General features: G+C 39.1%; 14 protein-coding genes and 1 pseudogene. 8 read left to right on the plus strand and 7 right to left on the minus strand.

What is annotated here, in order from left to right; genetic code table 11:
- Positions 1 to 106: 106 nt before the first annotated feature.
- Both ACLCEG_RS12455 and ACLCEG_RS12460 read right to left on the minus strand, forming a co-directional pair.
- Positions 107 to 178, minus strand: a pseudogene (locus ACLCEG_RS12455) (hypothetical protein); the annotation flags it as partial.
- Positions 179 to 405: 227 nt separating this feature from the next.
- Positions 406 to 1,269, minus strand: a complete 864-nt coding sequence (locus ACLCEG_RS12460; protein ID WP_410567741.1) for a hypothetical protein — start codon at positions 1,267 to 1,269, stop codon at positions 406 to 408.
- Positions 1,270 to 1,599: 330 nt separating this feature from the next.
- On the opposite strand from ACLCEG_RS12460, the gene ACLCEG_RS12465 reads away from it, so the two are divergent.
- Positions 1,600 to 2,172, plus strand: a complete 573-nt coding sequence (locus ACLCEG_RS12465; protein WP_134262255.1) for a TetR/AcrR family transcriptional regulator — start codon at positions 1,600 to 1,602, stop codon at positions 2,170 to 2,172.
- Positions 2,173 to 2,346: 174 nt separating this feature from the next.
- Here the strand turns inward: ACLCEG_RS12465 and ACLCEG_RS12470 are convergent, their stop codons facing one another.
- The 5 genes from ACLCEG_RS12470 to ACLCEG_RS12490 all read right to left on the minus strand — a co-directional run bounded on the left by ACLCEG_RS12470 (position 2,347) and on the right by ACLCEG_RS12490 (position 9,167).
- A complete protein-coding gene (locus tag ACLCEG_RS12470) occupies positions 2,347 to 2,910 on the minus strand; it encodes a TetR/AcrR family transcriptional regulator (protein WP_086496128.1) in 564 nt (187 codons plus the stop codon).
- Between the two features lie 607 nt (positions 2,911 to 3,517).
- Positions 3,518 to 5,572: a GGDEF domain-containing phosphodiesterase gene (locus tag ACLCEG_RS12475; protein WP_068932569.1), complete on the minus strand. Its 2,055-nt coding sequence runs from the start codon at positions 5,570 to 5,572 to the stop codon at positions 3,518 to 3,520.
- Between the two features lie 330 nt (positions 5,573 to 5,902).
- On the minus strand, positions 5,903 to 6,919 hold the full coding sequence (ilvC, locus tag ACLCEG_RS12480) for a ketol-acid reductoisomerase (RefSeq protein WP_004698717.1): 1,017 nt from the start codon (positions 6,917 to 6,919) through the stop codon (positions 5,903 to 5,905).
- 32 nt (positions 6,920 to 6,951) lie between these two features.
- On the minus strand, positions 6,952 to 7,443 hold the full coding sequence (gene ilvN / locus ACLCEG_RS12485; RefSeq protein ID WP_004698718.1) for an acetolactate synthase small subunit: 492 nt from the start codon (positions 7,441 to 7,443) through the stop codon (positions 6,952 to 6,954).
- Positions 7,443 to 9,167 (minus strand): acetolactate synthase 3 large subunit, encoded by a 1,725-nt coding sequence (locus ACLCEG_RS12490; RefSeq protein ID WP_004698721.1) that lies wholly within the window; start codon positions 9,165 to 9,167, stop codon positions 7,443 to 7,445. Before ACLCEG_RS12490 ends, ilvN begins: the two co-directional genes overlap by 1 nt.
- A gap of 505 nt (positions 9,168 to 9,672) precedes the next feature.
- On the opposite strand from ACLCEG_RS12490, the gene ACLCEG_RS12495 reads away from it, so the two are divergent.
- From ACLCEG_RS12495 to ACLCEG_RS12525, 7 genes are all read left to right on the plus strand, one after another.
- A complete protein-coding gene (locus ACLCEG_RS12495; protein ID WP_134262253.1) occupies positions 9,673 to 10,017 on the plus strand; it encodes a DUF4124 domain-containing protein in 345 nt (114 codons plus the stop codon).
- Positions 10,018 to 10,204: 187 nt separating this feature from the next.
- Positions 10,205 to 12,829: a leucine--tRNA ligase gene (gene leuS / locus ACLCEG_RS12500; protein ID WP_019458092.1), complete on the plus strand. Its 2,625-nt coding sequence runs from the start codon at positions 10,205 to 10,207 to the stop codon at positions 12,827 to 12,829.
- A gap of 27 nt (positions 12,830 to 12,856) precedes the next feature.
- Entirely contained in the window at positions 12,857 to 13,366 is a 510-nt protein-coding gene (gene lptE / locus ACLCEG_RS12505; protein ID WP_004698727.1) for an LPS assembly lipoprotein LptE, read from the plus strand.
- Positions 13,367 to 13,386: 20 nt separating this feature from the next.
- Entirely contained in the window at positions 13,387 to 14,376 is a 990-nt protein-coding gene (holA, locus tag ACLCEG_RS12510; RefSeq protein ID WP_004698728.1) for a DNA polymerase III subunit delta, read from the plus strand.
- 108 nt (positions 14,377 to 14,484) lie between these two features.
- Positions 14,485 to 15,822 (plus strand): MacA family efflux pump subunit, encoded by a 1,338-nt coding sequence (locus ACLCEG_RS12515; protein ID WP_004698731.1) that lies wholly within the window; start codon positions 14,485 to 14,487, stop codon positions 15,820 to 15,822.
- Positions 15,823 to 15,824: 2 nt separating this feature from the next.
- Positions 15,825 to 17,819 carry a MacB family efflux pump subunit gene (locus ACLCEG_RS12520; RefSeq protein WP_004698732.1) on the plus strand — a complete coding sequence of 665 codons (1,995 nt, stop codon included), beginning with the start codon at positions 15,825 to 15,827 and terminating at the stop codon, positions 17,817 to 17,819.
- Between the two features lie 22 nt (positions 17,820 to 17,841).
- Positions 17,842 to 19,236: an efflux transporter outer membrane subunit gene (locus ACLCEG_RS12525; RefSeq protein ID WP_077169151.1), complete on the plus strand. Its 1,395-nt coding sequence runs from the start codon at positions 17,842 to 17,844 to the stop codon at positions 19,234 to 19,236.
- Positions 19,237 to 19,259: the final 23 nt, after the last annotated feature.

The raw sequence follows: 19,259 nt of genomic DNA on the forward strand, positions 1-19,259 counted from the left end.
GATATATCAGATAAAGAATAGCAATATTTTTATATTTTTACAGCACTTATAATAATTTTATTATTATATTTGAAATAGGTTGAATGGGCTTGAATAGATATCAAATATTTGGGTGGGAAATAATAGCAAATGTGCGTCGTTGAGCGACCTGTGCCGCTAACTCATCTTTAAAACTCATGAAATACACCTACTGCGGAGATTGCAGTGCCAAAGATCTAAAGTCGATCAAAATAAAAATTGGCGTAATTGTAGCAGATTTATAGGTACTGTTTAGAGATTGTTGAGTTGTCTGCCCGTGTTTTCATGTCGGGAATATTTTTCGTGAAGCCCTAAAGAACTCATAGCATTCACCATTAAAAAAGCCTGTTCAATATAAACAGGCTTTTTATGAATAAACTTAGAAACTTATGCTAATTTCTTTTCCTCAATAAATTGAACATCGGCAATTTGAGCATCCCAAAATTCAGTCCACAATGCACAATAATCAAGACATAGTTTGGTTAAACTTTCATAGTCACTTGGAGTAATCGCTTGTGCTAATGCAAACCACAAGTCGTCTTGATGGTCATCATCAGCAGCTTCAGCCGTTTCATCTGTTGAAACACCATGTACGTGATAATATCCCCCACCCTCAACATCAATATTTACAAACTTGGTTGCTTGTCTTAATGGTGGGCTAAAAAGAATGACTTCTTCTTCTGCTACGGCCAATAAAGCCACAACTTTCATATAGCTATCATAAGAATCTTCTAAGAATGTTCTTACCTGATCTGAAATTTTAGAAGGTTTATAATTACGGCGGTGTGCCTCAGTCAAACCATAATCATTTAATAAATCTTCATATAAAGGATAATGTGCATATTCAGGATTCCCTAAATAATAATTATCTTTACCTAAACCCGGTCTAAAACCGAATTCATCCAATATATTTAAGCTTAATAACACCCTAGGAAACATTTTAGCGCCAGAGTGAAGCTTTGGTTCCAATTGCTTCGTGAGAAACTGCGCCTGTAATAAAGCATCAGTAAAAATTTGTACGATGGCATGACGATATTCTAAATGAATACGTGTCAGGGTTTGTTTATCAAGATAACCGTTATTTAATATTTCAATGGCTGGATGATGACTTACTGGTAAATGTGCAATTCTATTCCTTAACTGTTTGAGAAATTGTAAGTTTTCTTCCCACTGTTGGGCAGAAATACTGTTTTTCATACCTTGTAATGCTTTTTGTCTTGGATTATCAAAGTCTTCAAATTTTTTTGACATAATCATTCTCAATAAAAAGTTTTTCTTATAGTTAAGCTGTGGGTCATCCCTCTATTTCCATTTTGCACTCATTTGCTAAAAGGATAAATTCCGTATACCCATACTTAACGATCCGATATTATGTTCATTATCTCAACAAATCAATGGATTAATTAATATTATTTAAAAAAGTAAACTATTGCCAATAAAATATAAAAATTCATAATTTTTAAAATAAACCAAACTATTGAATAAATATGATTTTTTAAATATCATAAAATAAGTTTTATTTAAGCTTTCATACTTTACAATAGCAAAGTTAATCAAAAAATATCTATGACGGGGCAACCAATGTCAAAAAGAGAAACGATTATAACAACAGCAATGACCCTTTTTAATCAAAAAAGTTATACCTCTATTGGTATTGACAAAATTATTGCTGAATCCAATGTTGCAAAAATGACGTTCTATAAGTACTTCTCTTCTAAAGAGATTTTAATTGAAGAATGCCTTCAACGACGGATTTTAGAGGTTCAGGCGTCTTTATTAGACAAAGTTAACAGTATAAACAACCCATTAAATAAACTTAAAAGTGTTTTTAATTGGTATATCGACTGGATTAATACTGAAGATTTTAATGGATGCTTATTTAAAAAAGCGACCATTGAAGTACTACAAATGTATCCATCTGTTAAAGTTCAAGTTAATAAATACCGAAACTGGATTTACAATGTAGTTTTTGAAATATTTTCAGATTTAGAAATTGAAGATCCAAAAGTTCTAAGCAGCCTTTTTCTTAATATTATAGATGGACTTATTATTGATGCCACCGTTAATAAGCCAGAAATTAACCCTGAAGAAACATGGTCTTATATAAACAAACTAATTGAACTCGAAACAACCCTCAGATGTGCAGCTGCTTAAATAAACTTAATAATTTAGTTTATTTATATAAGCAGACTTGCTTCTTCTCTTAATCAATATAAATTAGGCCGATATGTACTCGCTACATAGCGGCCTTAACTTTATATAATTTTAATTATTTAAATATTCCTTAATAAAAATATAGTGTTAGGTAAGCTTATTTATTCAAATTAATTAATCACTCATAAAAATACTCTTTAAAATATACACCAGTAACATGTCTCGTGTATCTCCCCTGTTTGTATCGAGTAATTGCATAATTGCCCCATCCATTACAAACAAAAACATATAAGCATCTTGTTGGGTGGCTTCTTTCTTTAGGGTTAAAAGCAAATTACAGATTTCATTAATGAGCCAATATCTATACTGCACCACCACTTGATAAGCTGTCGGGTAGATTTTTTCAATTTCAAAAATAGCTCTAAATAATAAGTAATAGTTGCCATTTAAATTGGTATGTAAAAAGAAAATCTTCTTGAGCTTTTCACGTAAGGCTAAATCTTTTTGTATGTAAATGATTGAGTGTACTTGCTCTTTTAAGGCATCTTTTTGAAAGTTTAGGCACATTTCAACCAGCCGCTGTTTAGAGTGGAAATAGTTATAAAATGAGGCTTTCGGGACCTCTGCCTCTCTCGCAAGACGATCGACACCAACATTGTGAAAGCCATGTTGACTAAAAAGATAGCGACATTTATGCAGCGCACTCAACGCGCGAAATGAGAGATCTGAATATGGCATATATGTACCGTTATAAATTAATTTGTTGTTGTGTCTAAATGAGAGAAAGCGGCTGCAACTTTTGCTTTGGGCAAAAAAAGCATGCAAAGGCCCCAAAGATGGCCCTAACGCATCTCAAGTTTTATTGTTCATATGATTTTTTAGTCGTGACGAACTAAAGTCTGAAAACTCAAAAGTAATCAAACCTTGTTAAAGACTAATCTGGTGGTATAAAAAAAGTATGCATAGCCAACTCCTTATATTTGGAGTTCTGCCAAAGCATGAATTTAGAATTATGGTGGCAGAACGAGCAAGGGTTCGCAGACTGATAGTAAAGAATCAGCACACCCGAAGGTGTCCCTCACTCGTCCTACCGCAACGAGCGAGGGACGATTGTACACACAAGACTACTCCTCAGAGGGAATAATCTGATGCCTTTACTAATCGGTCTGCGACGACCGGCTGGCAATGTAGGCCAGCAGGCAAAGGATAATCTGAGAGTTTAGAAGTGTCAATGTGGAATTTATGCCAAGATTTTAAATTTCTTATTGTTTTTCATTAGATTAACTAAATTATTATTTTAGATATTATATAAACTAGTATTTTTTAATTTAACCCAAGGTTTAGATTAAACAAAATGAGCGCCTTGTGACTGAATCAGTTGCCCTACATTTACAGGCATACCCAACAAGTAGCCTTGGAACTGCTGACAGCCTAAACGCGTTAAAATTTCGACTTGCTGCTGAGTTTCCACTCCTTCGGCTGTTACGGTTAAACCTAACTTTTTCGCCAAGTGAATAATACTTTCTAAAATGACTTCTTCTTTTGAACCCGGTTTTAAATCGACAATAAAACCACGGTCAATTTTAAGCTCATCGACTGGTAAATCTTTTAAATATAAGAAGCTTGAATGCCCTGTTCCAAAGTCATCAATTGCCACTCGAATACCCATATCACGCAGTCGCTCACAAGCACGAATACTTAAGTCGATATGTCGCATTGCAGTTGATTCGGTAATTTCAACAGTAAGGTGATGAGGCTTAATTTGGTATTTTTTTAACAAGCTTTCGAGGGTACTAAAGAGCTTTTTATTTTCAAACTGTAAGGCCGATAAATTGACTGCAACTGGATAAAAATGAGTATTATTGCGTTCCCATTCCTGAATTTGCTGGCAAGCTTGTTCAAGCGCCCAATATCCCATTGGAATAATTAAACCTGTCTTTTCTGCACCACCAATAAACATATGTGGCGTAAGCATACCCAACGTTGGGTGATTCCAGCGAATAAGCGCCTCTACCCCACAAATTTCAAGATTGGTATTAAACTTCGGCTGGTAATAGAGAACAAATTGCTTTTCGTCGACTGCTTTATATAAATCGTTGATCAGTTTTGACTGACTTCTTGTTTCTTGTTGATGGGTAGAATAACTAAAGACGGTATAAGTATTGCGGCCTTGCTCTTTAGACATCAGCATTGCTGCATCGGCATTCATAAGTAAGTCTTGAACATTTTGCCCATGTTCAGGAAACAGTGCGATACCAAGACTCGCTGAAATGTTAATTTCTTTACCGGAAATTTGATAACTTTCTTGAATGAGCTGCAATACTTTTTCAGCTAAATACACAGCTCCATCAGTATCGGTATTTTCAGCTATTAATAAAAACTCATCACCACCAATTCTCAGCAACTTGCATTTTTCACTAAGCTGCCAATGTAAACGGTTTGCCATCTGAATAAGGAGTTGATCTCCAATATGATGTCCAAATGCATCATTTACCGATTTAAAACGATCTAAGTCTATATAAAGAAAAGCAATTTTTTGGTCTTTATAACGATGGTCTGAAAGGAGAACTTCGGCGTAGTCAACTAAATATAGTCTGTTTGGTAGCTTAGTTAGATTGTCTTGAATGGAGAGATTGGCGAGTTCTTTATTGGCTTTTCGGAGTTCTAAATTGCGCTGATTGAGTCGTTGTTCCAGTACAGCAACGATAAAACTCGCGACCAGCACCAAACAGGTGACTAAAATAATGGTAAACAGCAGCAAATCATGTTCAGCCTGATATTGGCTTACAAATTTATCGGTAATATTTGTCGCAATAAGTGCCGTGTAGTGCATCCCCATAATGCTTAAAGTCATCATGACTGCGAAAGCTAGTTTTAAACTTACGCGATTACGGTCACTTTCTTTTAACTTATAAGCTAGTAAGAAAGCCAAGCCTGAGCCACTCATGGCAATTAATACAGAAAATAGAATTAGGAATGAGGTGTAATCTTTCTTATAAAGATCGATATTCCAACCCAACATACTCACATAGTACGAAGCGGAAATACCAATTCCCATAATGACTGAACTTAAAATCAGTCTCACTAAAGGTAAGGTATAACGAGAAGTCAGCCAAATTGAGATACACGAAAGTAAGGCACTAATACCGTAAGAAAGTGTAATTAACGGAACATTCGAGGCTGAAGTTTCAAATATGTGGTAAGCATTCATACCAACAATATGGACAATACTAATGGCTGCTCCGAGCAATAAACCATTCAGTATTAAAATAAGAGGCTCAACTTTTCTATAAGCTTGCTTAAATATTAACTGCTCCATGGAAATCACAATATAGCAAATAACGCCAGCCGCAATAAAAGAGCCGACGATCAATGTGCTATCGTAATCAACATGACCCATACTGGACTTCCATGATTATTCAATACTTTTTTTTATTTTGTTCAATTCATTGCACAAAATACAATTAAACACGTTAAAGAAATATTAGTAAATTTGACTTTTTTAGTCAGTTATAAACAATAACATTATCTAACATTTGGTCAAGTATTTTTTACTTTAGAAATCAATAAACTAAACAAAAATTAAGCATCCAATTATATGAAAAATATAGGATTTCTTGAGTCTAGGTCAGCTGACCTTAATGATGATTTTTTAAGCTTGGTTTTTAGCTGAATTAAAATAAAAAACCCTGCATTAAGCAGGGTTTTTTAGAAACACTAGAAAAGAGACTTAGTTTTTCTCTTTATCTACGATTTTGTTTGCTTGAATCCAAGGCATCATCGCACGTAACTTATTACCAGTTACTTCAATACCGTGTGCAGCATTTTGACGACGACGAGCTGTCATAGATGGGTAGTTCAACGCACCTTCTTGAATGAACATCTTCGCGTATTCACCAGATTGAATACGTTTTAATGCATTACGCATTGCTTCACGAGATTGTTCGTTAATTACTTCAACGCCAGTTACGTATTCACCATATTCAGCGTTGTTAGACACTGAGTAGTTCATGTCAGCGATACCGCCTTCGAACATCAAGTCAACAATTAACTTAAGTTCGTGTAAGCACTCGAAGTAAGCCATTTCAGGAGCATAACCAGCTTCAACTAAAGTTTCGAAGCCCATTTTAACAAGTTCAACTGCACCACCACAAAGAACTGCTTGCTCACCGAATAAGTCAGTTTCAGTTTCTTCACGGAATGAAGTTTCGATAATACCTGTACGACCACCACCTACGCCAGAAGCGTAAGAAAGCGCAACGTTACGTGCATTACCAGAAGCATCTTGGTGAATTGCGATTAAGTCAGGAACACCTGAACCACGTTGGAATTCTGAACGTACTGTGTGACCAGGAGCTTTAGGCGCAACCATGATTACGTCTAAGTCTTTACGTGGAACAACTTGGTTATATAGAACAGAGAAACCATGAGCAAATGCTAAAGTCGCGCCTTCTTTGATGTTTGGCTCAATCACGTCACGGTAAAGTTGTGATTGGAATTCATCTGGAGTCAAAATCATTACGAGGTCAGCTTGCTTAACTGCTGCTGGAACTTCAGCAACTTTAAGACCCGCATTTTCAGCTTTCTTCCAAGAAGCTGAACCAGCACGTAAACCTACAGTTACGTCTACGCCTGAGTCTTTAAGGTTAAGTGCATGTGCATGACCTTGAGAACCGTAACCAATAATCGCTACTTTCTTGCCTTGGATGATTGATAAGTCACAGTCTTTGTCGTAAAAAATTTGCATTTGTGTTCTCCGCTAAAATACTTTTTAAAAAATTAAATGGCTAAAACTTTTTCGCCACGGGCGATACCAGATACCCCTGAACGAACGACTTCTAGAATGGTGTTTTCTGAAAGCGCATCAATAAAACCATCTAATTTTTCAGTTGTCCCTGCTATTTGAATGGTATAGGTTGTTGATGTCACGTCTACAATTTGCGCACGGAAAATATCCGCTGTACGCTTAATTTCAGCACGTGAAGCACCTAACGCTTTTACTTTAATCAACATCAGTTCACGCTCAATGTGTGAACCTTCTGATAAATCTACTACTTTTACAACTTCAACAAGTTTGTTGAGTTGCTTCGTAATCTGTTCAATTTTATGGTCATCACCATAAGTGGTTAACGTTAAACGTGATAACGTAGGATCTTCGGTTGGGGCAACATTCAACGTCTCAATGTTGTAGTTACGTTGACTGAATAAACCCACCAAACGAGAAAGCGCACCAGCTTCGTTTTCAACGAGTACAGAAATAATATGTCTCATTATGTACGCTCCCCTTTACCTAACCACATATCCTTCATGGACTGACCTGCGATCAACATTGGATATACATGTTCTGTGCGATCAACCATAACGTTGATGAATACACATTTATCATTAATCGCCATTGCTTCAGCAAGCTTTGACTCTAATTCATCAGCATGATCAATTTGAATACCAACATGGCCATAAGCTTCCATCAACTTGCCAAAATCAGGCAATGATTCAACATATGAGCTTGAATGACGGCCTTCGTAGTTCATATCTTGCCACTGTTTAACCATACCTAAAGCACGGTTATTCAAGCATAAGATCTTCACATTCATGCCGTATTGCTTACAAGTTGAAAGCTCTTGAATACACATTTGAATTGAAGCTTCACCCGTAATACAAACAACTTGTTGATCTGGGAAAGCAAGCTTCGCAGCCATGGCATAAGGTAAACCAACACCCATGGTGCCAAGACCACCAGAGTTGATCCATTGACGTGGACGTTTGTACTTGTAGTACAACGCACCAAACATTTGATGCTGACCAACGTCTGAAGTAATGATGGCATCACCATTCGTTACTTTATATAAAGCTTCAACAACTTGCTGAGGCTTCATTGTGCCATCAGTCGGTGTTTCAAACTTCAAGCCATGAACTTTACGCCATTCATTAATTTGATCCCACCATGCAGCAATCGCTTCAGGGTTTGGCTTAGACACATTCAATTGTTTCAACTGGGTCAACATTTCCTGAAGTACAGGCTCAACTGCCCCTACAATCGGAATGTGCGCCATAATTGTTTTTGAAATGCTTGCCGGGTCAATATCAATATGAATAACTTTGGCATTTAAACAGAATTTTGCAGGATTATTAGTTACTCGGTCATCAAAACGAGCACCTACCGCAAGAATGACATCAGCATTATGCATTGTCATATTTGCTTCATAAGTACCATGCATACCTAACATACCCACGAACTGTGGATCGTCGCCCGGGAAGCCACCAAGGCCCATAAGCGTGTTAGTTACTGGATAACCTAATAAATGAGCGAGTTCAGTTAATAATGCTGATGCATTACCTTGAACAACACCACCACCCGTATAAATGATAGGGCGCTTTGCACTTAAAAGTTCATCAATCGCTTTACGAATTTGACCAGAGTGACCACGTGAAGGTGGTTGATAAGAACGCATCTTCACTTTTTCAGGATATTCGTATGCAAATTTTTCTGCTGGATTAGTCGCATCTTTAGGAATATCGACTACAACTGGACCAGGGCGACCACTTGATGCGATATAAAATGCTTTTTTGATAATTGCAGGAATTTCACTTGCGTGACGAACTTGGAAACTGTGTTTCACGATAGGACGTGAAATACCGACCATATCAGTTTCTTGGAAAGCGTCTTCACCAATAAGATGTGATGCAACTTGGCCAGACAAAATCACCATTGGGATTGAGTCCATATAAGCTGTTGCAATTGGAGTTACTGTATTGGTTGCGCCAGGTCCTGAAGTGACCAGTACTACGCCAGTCTTACCTGTGGCACGTGAGTAAGCATCTGCCATATGACCAGCAGCTTGTTCATGACGTACGAGGTAATGATTAATTTTGTCTTGTTGAAATAGCGCATCATAAATATGTAATACAGCGCCGCCTGGATAACCAAAAACATGTTCAACGCCTTCGTCCGCAAGAGCACGAACGAGCATTTCACCACCAGATAAAAGTTCCAACGTGATTCACCCTAAATTCTTTATCACTATTTATGGAAGGCACAAATAGTGTTTCATTCATTGAATTGTCTGCACTGTTATAGCACACATATTGTCTAGTTTTCGTTGCAATAGAAAAATTTCTGTTTTTCAGCCGTATAAGCTTTTTTAACATTAATAAAGCATGTCTGGATATACATACTTTAGTAAAATCAATCTCTCGGCTAGAGAGAATGTCTATTACAAAACATGACGGTTATTCGAAGGGTGATCAAATAATCGCATATAAAACTAAAGAAAGCATTTTTGTTGTTTAATTCACTAAAGTCAAGATTAAAGGAAAGGTTTTTCCATAAAAAAAACTAGCTGACGTTTTTTTAATCTAATATCGAATCGTAAATTTGATCACCCTGCCCCCATTATTTATATAAAAAAACACTCTTTTTGATATAAAACCACTCATTCTAAATTGCTTATTTATGAACTTTATTTAAATATAGTCAGTATTTTTTGGGGAACATCTAATATGAACTTATCTTATTTAAAAACAAGCTTATATACAGCAGTCGCAACAGCGATTTTAGTTTGCTCAAGTCAGAGTCAGGCAGAGCAATATTACAAATGGATAGATAAAAGTGGCTCGACCCACTACACCACGACACCGCCGCCTAAAGGCGCGAAACATTTGAACACAGTTTCAACTTATGGCACCCAGCCACCTGTAAAGAATTCGACACCTGCCCCAGAACAACAAACTCAAGATAAAACAGATAAAGCAGTACCAGCAGCTAACGCAGTACAGGAAAAAAATACAACCGTAGCAGCAGCTCCACCTGCGGCGCCGGCTCCATCTGCTACAGCACCACGTTAAGTAAAAGAAGAGTGGTGAATACTTTCACCACTCTTCCATGATTTAAAATAAAGAAGAATGAGTTGGGAAATTTTTATAGCTCATATTAAAAGATAAAATCGTGATCTAAAAACTGACATTTTCCTGTATTTTGCGCTATGCTGTGCAGCAATCTTTCATTTCAATTTTCGTTGTATAGCTTACGTCTATGACTATTTCTCACATTGACCCAGAATATCAAGCAAACACGATTGAACCATCAGTCCAACAAGATTGGGAAAATCGTAAAGTCTTTAAAGTTGCCGACACTGTCGAAGGTAAACATCGTTACATCCTGTCAATGTTCCCTTACCCAAGTGGCAAACTGCACATGGGTCATGTGCGTAACTATACAATTGGCGACGTAATTAGCCGTTTTTACCGTCTAAAAGGCGAAACCGTGCTACAACCAATGGGTTGGGACGCATTTGGTTTACCTGCGGAAAACGCTGCAATTGCCCATAAAGTTGCTCCGGCAAAATGGACATTTGAAAACATCGCTTACATGCGTGACCAATTAAAAAAATTAGGTCTATCTGTAGATTGGGACCGTGAATTTGCAACTTGTACACCAGAGTACTATCACTGGGAACAATGGTTGTTCGTTCAACTTTATAAAAAAGGCTTAATCTACCGTAAACTTTCAACAGTAAACTGGGACCCGGTTGACCAAACAGTTTTAGCTAACGAACAAGTTGAAAATGGTCGCGGTTGGCGTTCTGGTGCATTGGTTGAAAAACGCGATATTCCAATGTACTACTTCCGTATTACGGACTATGCACAAGAATTATTAGACGACCTAGACACTTTACAAGACGGCTGGCCTCAACAAGTGTTGACCATGCAACGTAACTGGATTGGTCGCTCTACTGGTATGGAAATTACTTTCCCATCTGCCAATACCGAAATTTATGCTGACGGCTTAACTGTTTATACAACACGTGCTGACACGCTTATGGGCGTGACATATGTTGCTGTTGCAGCAGAACACCCTCTTGCGCTTAAAGCTGCTGAAAACAACCCTGAATTGGCTGCATTTATTGAAGAATGCCGCATGGGTTCAGTTGCAGAAGCTGACTTGGCAACAGCCGAGAAAAAAGGCATGGCAACAGGCTTGTTTGTAAAACACCCTGTAACTGGTGAACAGCTTCCTGTCTGGATCGCAAACTACGTATTAATGTCTTATGGTTCTGGTGCAGTGATGGCTGTACCAGCACATGACGAACGTGACTTTGAATTTGCAAATAAGTTCAGCTTACCAATTAAGCAAGTGATTGATGCCAAAGGCGCTGACGATGCAGACTACTCTGCAACTGAGTGGCAAGAATGGTACGGTTCTAAAGAAGGTAAACTTGTTAACTCTGGCGAGTTTGATGGTTTAGAATTCCAAGCTGCGTTTGACGCATTCCTTGCGAAATTAGAACCACAAGGTTTAGCAAACTCTAAAGTTCAATTCCGTTTACGTGACTGGGGTGTTTCTCGTCAACGTTACTGGGGTTGTCCAATTCCAATGATTAACTGTGATACTTGTGGTCAAGTCACAGTTCCAGAAGACCAACTTCCAGTTGTATTACCAACTGACGTTGTTCCAGATGGTTCAGGTAACCCGCTTAATAAAATGCCTGAGTTCTATGAAACGAAATGTCCTTGCTGTGGTGGCGATGCACGCCGTGAAACAGATACATTGGATACATTCGTAGAGTCATCTTGGTACTACGCACGCTATGCGTCTCCAGACTTCACTGGCGGTATGGTGAAACCTGAAGCTGCTCAAAACTGGCTTCCTGTAAACCAATACATTGGTGGTGTTGAACACGCGATTCTTCACTTACTTTATGCACGTTTCTTCCACAAATTAATGCGTGATGAAGGCGTTGTACAAGGTAATGAACCATTTACTAACTTGTTAACTCAAGGCATGGTGCTTGCAGATACATTCTATCGTGAAGCAGAAAATGGTAAGAAAACTTGGTTCAACCCTGCTGACATCGAATTAGAACGTGATGAGAAAGGTCGTATTCTTTCTGCAAAATATTCAGGTGACGGTCAAGAAGTGATTATCGGCGGACAAGAAAAAATGTCTAAGTCGAAAAATAACGGTATTGACCCACAAGCAATTATTGATCAATACGGTGCAGATACCGCACGTGTATTCATGATGTTTGCTGCTCCACCAGATCAATCTTTAGAATGGTCTGATGCAGGTGTTGAAGGTGCTAACCGTTTCTTGAAACGTGTATGGCGTCTGGTAGCAAGCTTCCTTGAAAAAGGAAACGCTGCAACTGCAATCGATACAGCAAACTTGTCTAAAGATGCTCAAGATTTACGTCGTAAGACTCACGAAACGATTCAAAAAGTAAGTGATGATATTGAACGTCGTCATGCATTCAACACTGCAATTGCTGCTTTGATGGAATTGTTAAACGCAAGCAACAAGTTTGAAGCAAAAGATGACAATGATGTTGCTGTAGAACGTGAAGCAATCACCACATTGTTAACGTTACTTGCTCCATTTGCACCGCATTTAAGTCAAACTTTATTGACTCAGTTTGGTACGGACTTAACAGCAGCAATCTTCCCTGAGGTTGATGCTTCTGCATTAACACGTAATACCCAAACGATTGTTGTACAAGTAAATGGTAAACTTCGCGGTAAACTTGAAGTTTCTGTCGATATTTCTAAAGATGACTTATTAGCTCAGGCTAAAGCATTACCAGAAGTTCAACAGTTCTTAACAGGACCAACCAAAAAAGAAATTGTGGTTCCAAACAAATTGGTTAACCTCGTGGTTTAATTACAGGTATTAATGAGAGGATCAAGCATGCACTTAGCCAAACGTTTAGCCGCTGTTGTTTTAACCTTAGGCCTTAGTGCAGGCTTAGTCGGGTGTGGTTTCCATTTAAAAGGAACTAACCCGACTGCGACTCCACTTGTTTATAAAAAGTTAAGCCTTGAGTTACCGGCAAAAACCGATGACCTAGAAACACAATTAAAAGTGTATTTAGCTGCAAATGGCGTTCAGTTCAGCAATGACAATGATGCGTATGTTCTTCATGTTTTAGAGTACACACCGCGTCGTCAACTTCTAAATGGTAAGCTTACAGAAGTGTTGTTACGCTTGACTGTGACTTTCCAAATTGAAGACCGTCAAGGTAATAAAATTACCGAGCCACGTACTTTAACTGCATCTCGTAGTTATCAATACGACTTGGCAACGGTTAACACTGAGAACCAGCAAGAAGGTTACTTACAACGTATTGTGATTGATGACATTGCACAGCAAATTACTCGTCAAATTTCAGCAAACCGCTTACCAAAAGCTCAACCATAAGATTTAATTGTTCTTAAGTAATGAAACTTGACTATTTACAAGCTCTTAAACGCATTCCGGAAGCTCGGGGTGCGTGGATTCTGCATGGACAGGAACCATTACTTGAACAAAACTTATTAGATACTTTCCGCAAAAGCTGGCAGCAGCAAGACATTGAAAGACAGCGCTATGACATTAGTAGTGTGAGTGACTGGAAAAATGTTTTTAATGCACTGAACAGCTTGTCTTTATTTTCGCAGCAACTTGCGATTGAAGTTCATGGCAATATCAAGCCCGATGCAAATGGTCTAAAACAGCTTAAAAGCTATATTCAGCACAATGAAACTAACCTGCTGTTAATTGTTTTACCTAAACAAGACAGTAGCAGTTTAAAGTCTGCTTTTTTCCAAGTTGTTGAAGCAAACGGCGTTGTGGTTGCACTAACTGCCAACTACCCGCAAGACCGTCAAAGAATTTTAACTGCCGAAGCAGACAAGCTCGAAATTCAACTCGACAATGACGCTTGGCAGTGGCTCATGCAGCATCATGAGCACAACTTACTCGCTGCTAAAAATAGCTTAATGCGCGTACGAGATACTTTCCCAGACCAAAAGCTGATTCAAATTGAACAGTTATATGCATGTCTACAAGATCAATCCCGTTACACCACTTACGATTTAAGTGATGCTTTATTAGAAGGTAATCTTGCCCAGTCGATTAAGATTTTCCAGTATTTAATTGGTTCTGGTGAACCTGAAAGCCTGATCTTATGGACATTAAGTAAAGAAATGCGTTTACTCATGCAGTTGTTTGAACAACCGCATAATGCATTGCAACTAGGAATCTGGAAAACAAAAGTTAGCTTATATCAACAAGCTTTAAGAAGACTCAATCCACAACAGTTTTTAGGCTGGTCTACTCTACTCTTGCAAATTGATGCAGCAATCAAAGGCATGTCGAATGAAAATGCCGAACATTTAATGCAGCAGGCCATTGCCGAGTTGTGTGGGAAAACATTATTTATACAATAGCGCTTAGAAATTGGGCGGCTGCTTTTGTTGAAATATCATAAAAATTCACGTTTTATCCTCATTTGACTTTTATACTAAGTGAAATTTTAGACTTTTCGACCTCTTGCCATGCCAAAAATAAAGCCAATTAAACTCGTTATTATTGTCGTCTGTATAGCAGTTATTGCTGCGCTAGCTTGGAAATTTTTAAAGCCTAAACAGCAGCAGCCTCAATATATTACAGCAGAGGTAACTCGCGGAGACATTGAAAATAATGTACTTGCCACAGGTACACTTGATGCAACCAAACTGATTAGTGTCGGTGCTCAGGTGTCTGGTCAGGTTAAAAAAATGTATGTGCAACTTGGTGATCATGTAAAACAGGGCCAACTGATTGCACAAATTGACTCAACTACCCAAGAAAACAGTTTAAAAACATCTGATGCCAACATTAAAAACTTAGAAGCTCAGCGACTTCAACAAGTGGCATCTTTAAATGAAAAACAACTTGAGTATCGTCGTCAGCAACAAATGTATGCTCAAGATGCGACACCTCGTGCCGACTTAGAATCAGCTGAAGCTGCTTATAAAACAGCTCAGGCACAAGTTAAAGCATTAGATGCACAAATTGAGTCTGCGAAAGTTACTCGTTCAACAGCACAAACAAACATTGGCTATACACGTATTGTTGCGCCAACTGATGGTACGGTTGTTGCGATTGTCACTGAAGAAGGCCAAACCGTAAACGCGAACCAAAGTGCTCCAACGATCGTTAAAATTGCGAAACTACAAAATATGACGATTAAAGCACAGGTGAGTGAAGCCGATATTATGCGAGTAGAAAAAGGCCAACAAGTCTACTTCACTACTCTAGGCGATGAAACTAAACGCTATGCGACATTGCGTCAGATTGAACCAGCTCCAGATTCAATTTCTAGTGAAACAACAAGTACGACAAGCTCAACTACAAGTTCAGCTGTTTATTACAACGCTTTATTTGACGTTCCAAATACAGATGGCAAATTACGTATTGATATGACTGCTCAAGTTTATATCGTACTAGATTCAGCAAAGAATGCTTTACTGGTTCCATCTTCTGCTTTAAGTAATAAACAATTTTCTGGTCAGAAAAAATCTGGTCAGGCTACAGATAAAGCTGCTTCAACTCCAAGTGCGGAAAGAAAACAGACAGGTAATGGTGCTCGTTTAGAACGCTTAAATTTAACTGCTGAACAAAAACAACTGGTTGAACAAGGTAAGGCAACGCTTAGTGTAGTGCGTATTTTACAAGCAGATGGAACAACTAAACCGACTCAAATATTGGTAGGTATTAACAACCGTGTAAATGCTCAAGTACTTGCCGGATTAAAACAAGGTGACCAAGTTGTGATTGCAGACAGCTCAGATACTTCTGCTGCTTCTGCAAATAGTGGTAATAATCGCCGCCGTGGCCCAATGGGAATGTAAGCATGACAAAACAAGCTTTGCTTGAAGTCAGCAATCTGGTCCGGGAATTCCCTGCTGGCGAAAGCACGATACAAATTTTAAAAGGCATTGACCTTACTATTTATGAAGGTGAACTTGTTGCCATTGTCGGTCAGTCCGGTTCTGGTAAATCAACACTCATGAATATTTTAGGCTGTCTGGACCGCCCAACGAGTGGTAGCTATAAAGTTAATGGCCAAGAAACAGGTAAACTAGAACCCGACCAGTTAGCACAGTTACGTCGTGAATATTTTGGGTTTATTTTCCAGCGCTATCATTTACTCGGTGACTTATCTGCCGAAGGTAACGTTGAGGTCCCAGCTGTTTATGCAGGCGTTACACCTTCTGATCGTAAACAGCGTGCAACAGCTCTACTCACTGAATTAGGCTTAGGGACTAAAACACAAAACCGACCAAGCCAGCTTTCAGGTGGTCAACAGCAACGTGTTTCAATTGCACGTGCCCTCATGAATGGTGGTGATGTAATCTTGGCCGATGAGCCAACGGGTGCGCTCGATTCACATAGCGGTGTTGAGGTCATGCGAATTTTGCGTGAACTTAATGCCGCTGGTCATACCATTATTTTGGTCACACACGATATGCAAGTTGCAAAAAATGCAACGCGTATTATTGAAATTAGTGACGGGGAAATTATTAGTGACCGTCCTAATGCTCCAGACCAATCTACAGAAGAAGTTAAATCTGACCCAGATGCAGCCCCTGCTCTACAAAACAAGCAGAAAAAAGGTAAAAGTATTTCGGCTTGGCGCTCAACTTTAGACCGCTTATCTGAAGCTTTCCAAATGGCTTTACTGTCCATGAATGCCCACCGTATGCGTACCTTCCTCACCATGTTAGGTATTATTATCGGGATTGCTTCCGTGGTAACGGTTGTCGCTCTGGGTAATGGCTCGCAAAAGCAGATTTTAGAAAATATTAGCGGTCTCGGTACCAATACCATTACAGTTTTTCAGGGTAAAGGTTTTGGTGACAACTCCAAAACAGCCAGTTTTAAAACTTTGGTTCCTGCCGATGCTGATGCATTAATGACCCAGCCTTATGTAAGTGCGGTCAGTCCAATGGTCAGTACATCAAAAACAATGCGTTATCAGCAAAATGAAGCAAACGCGACTATTAACGGTGTGAGCAACGATTATTTTGATGTAAAGGGTTTGGTTTTTAAAGATGGACAAACCTTTGATCAGCGTAGTGTACGTGACCGTTCACAAGATGTTGTGATTGATACCAATACACAAAAGCAGTTCTTTAGTGATGGTACCAACCCAATTGGGCAAGTGGTATTACTCGGTAGTGTACCGGCTCGTATTATCGGTATTGTAGAGCCTCAAACTAGCGGTATGGGTTCAGATGACACACTCAATGTATATATGCCATATACCACAGTCATGAGCCGTATGTTGGGACAAGCCAATGTACGTAATATTGTGGTTCGTATTAATGATCAATACTCAACCAGTGCAGCCGAAAATGCGATTGTTAACTTACTCACACAAAGACATGGTGCTCAAGATATTTTCACAATGAACAGTGACAGTATCCGTCAAACCATTGAGAAAACAACCAGCACCATGACACTTCTAGTTTCAGCAATTGCTGTCATTTCTCTTGTAGTTGGTGGTATCGGTGTAATGAATATTATGTTGGTTTCGGTGACCGAACGTACTCAGGAAATTGGGGTCCGTATGGCTGTCGGCGCTCGACAAAGTGATATTTTGCAGCAGTTCCTAATCGAAGCAATTTTAGTATGTTTAATTGGTGGTGTACTTGGCGTATTGCTTTCGCTGGGTCTAGGGCAGCTCATTAACAAAGTAGCCGCAGGTAATTTCGCAGTAGCATATTCTACGACTTCGATTGTGGCTGCATTTGTTTGCTCAACATTAATTGGTGTCGTATTCGGTTTCTTGCCTGCCAAAAATGCCGCAAAACTCGATCCTGTTGCAGCACTATCACGAGAATAAGGAAAATTGCATGTCTTTTTCAATGACTAAACTTAGCGCAGCACTTCTCCTCACCAGTTCTCTTGTGGGATGTGCAGCAATGGTTAAAACACCTTACCAAGCGCCGTCTGTACAGGTTCCGGGTAGCTTCCAATACGATGCAACTAAAACAAAAACAGCATCAGTCGAGCAATATTCTGACCGTTGGTGGACGCTTTTTAACGATGCTCAACTCAACCAGCTTGTAAATAACGTGTTACAACGCAATAGCGATTTGGCGGTTGCAGGAATCACCTTAAAACAAGCTCGCTTAAAAGCTGATTTAACTGCAAATCAACAAGGCTTACGTACCAGTTCAAGTGTTTCTACAGGCCATACTTTTGATTTAAATTCAGGTGATGACAGCTCTAAAGGCTTATCAATGAGTGCGGGTGTAAGCTATGAGCTTGATTTGTTTGGCAAGCTTGCTCGTCAAACCGAAGCGAGTAAATGGGAAGCCTTAGCAACTGAACAAGATTTGCAGTCTACAGGGCAAAGTCTGATTGCTACTACAGCGAAACTCTACTGGCAACTCGGCTACTTAAATGAACGTTATGCAACTGCGCAGCAAAGCTTAGCCACTTCACAAAAGCTTTATCAGTTGGTTCAAACCCAATATAAAGCTGGCGCAGTTTCGGGCTTAGACCTCACGCAAGCCGAACAGTCTGTTCAAAGCCAAAAAGCAAGTTTAAGTCAAATTGAACAACAGCTTGTTGAAACCCGTACAGCGATTGCAGTGTTATTGCATGAACCTGTACAGCAGCTCAACATTCAAGAACCACAACGTTTACCACGTACTGCACTCCCTGCTATTGGTGCTGGTTTACCAGCGGATATTTTGTCACGTCGTCCAGACTTGCAAGCAGCCGAGCTTCGCCTACGAGAAACTCTAGCAACCAAAGATGCAACAAAAGCAAGCTACTATCCATCAATTAGCTTAACCAGTAGTTTAGGTTCAAGTAGCACGTCGTTAACGGAGTTGTTACGCAACCCTGCCCTCACACTTGGGGCGAGTTTAAGCTTACCGTTTTTGCAATATAACGATATGAAAAAAAATATTGCGATTAGCGACCTAGACTATGAAAAAGCGATTATTCAATATCGCCAAACGCTTTATCAAGCTTTTGCTGATGTAGAAAATGCGTTATCAAGTCGTACTGAACTCGACAAACAAGTAGAGTTTCAAGCACGTAATGTTGAACTTGCAGAAAAAACCGAACGTTTAACTGAAGTGCGTTATCGTTATGGTGCTGTTGCATTAAAAACACTTCTCGATGCTCAGCAAACTACACGTACTGCGCGCTTGAGTCTTGTTGAAACCAAGCAAAGCCAATACAACGCTTATGTTACCCTTATGCAGGCGTTAGGTGGTTCGCCTGTAAAAGAGTTACCGCAATAACTTGCGCCCACTAAAAAAGCCAT

The sequence above is a fragment of the Acinetobacter sp. H1(2024) genome, assembly GCF_046557555.1.
Taxonomy (GTDB): Bacteria; Pseudomonadota; Gammaproteobacteria; order Pseudomonadales; family Moraxellaceae; genus Acinetobacter; species Acinetobacter seifertii.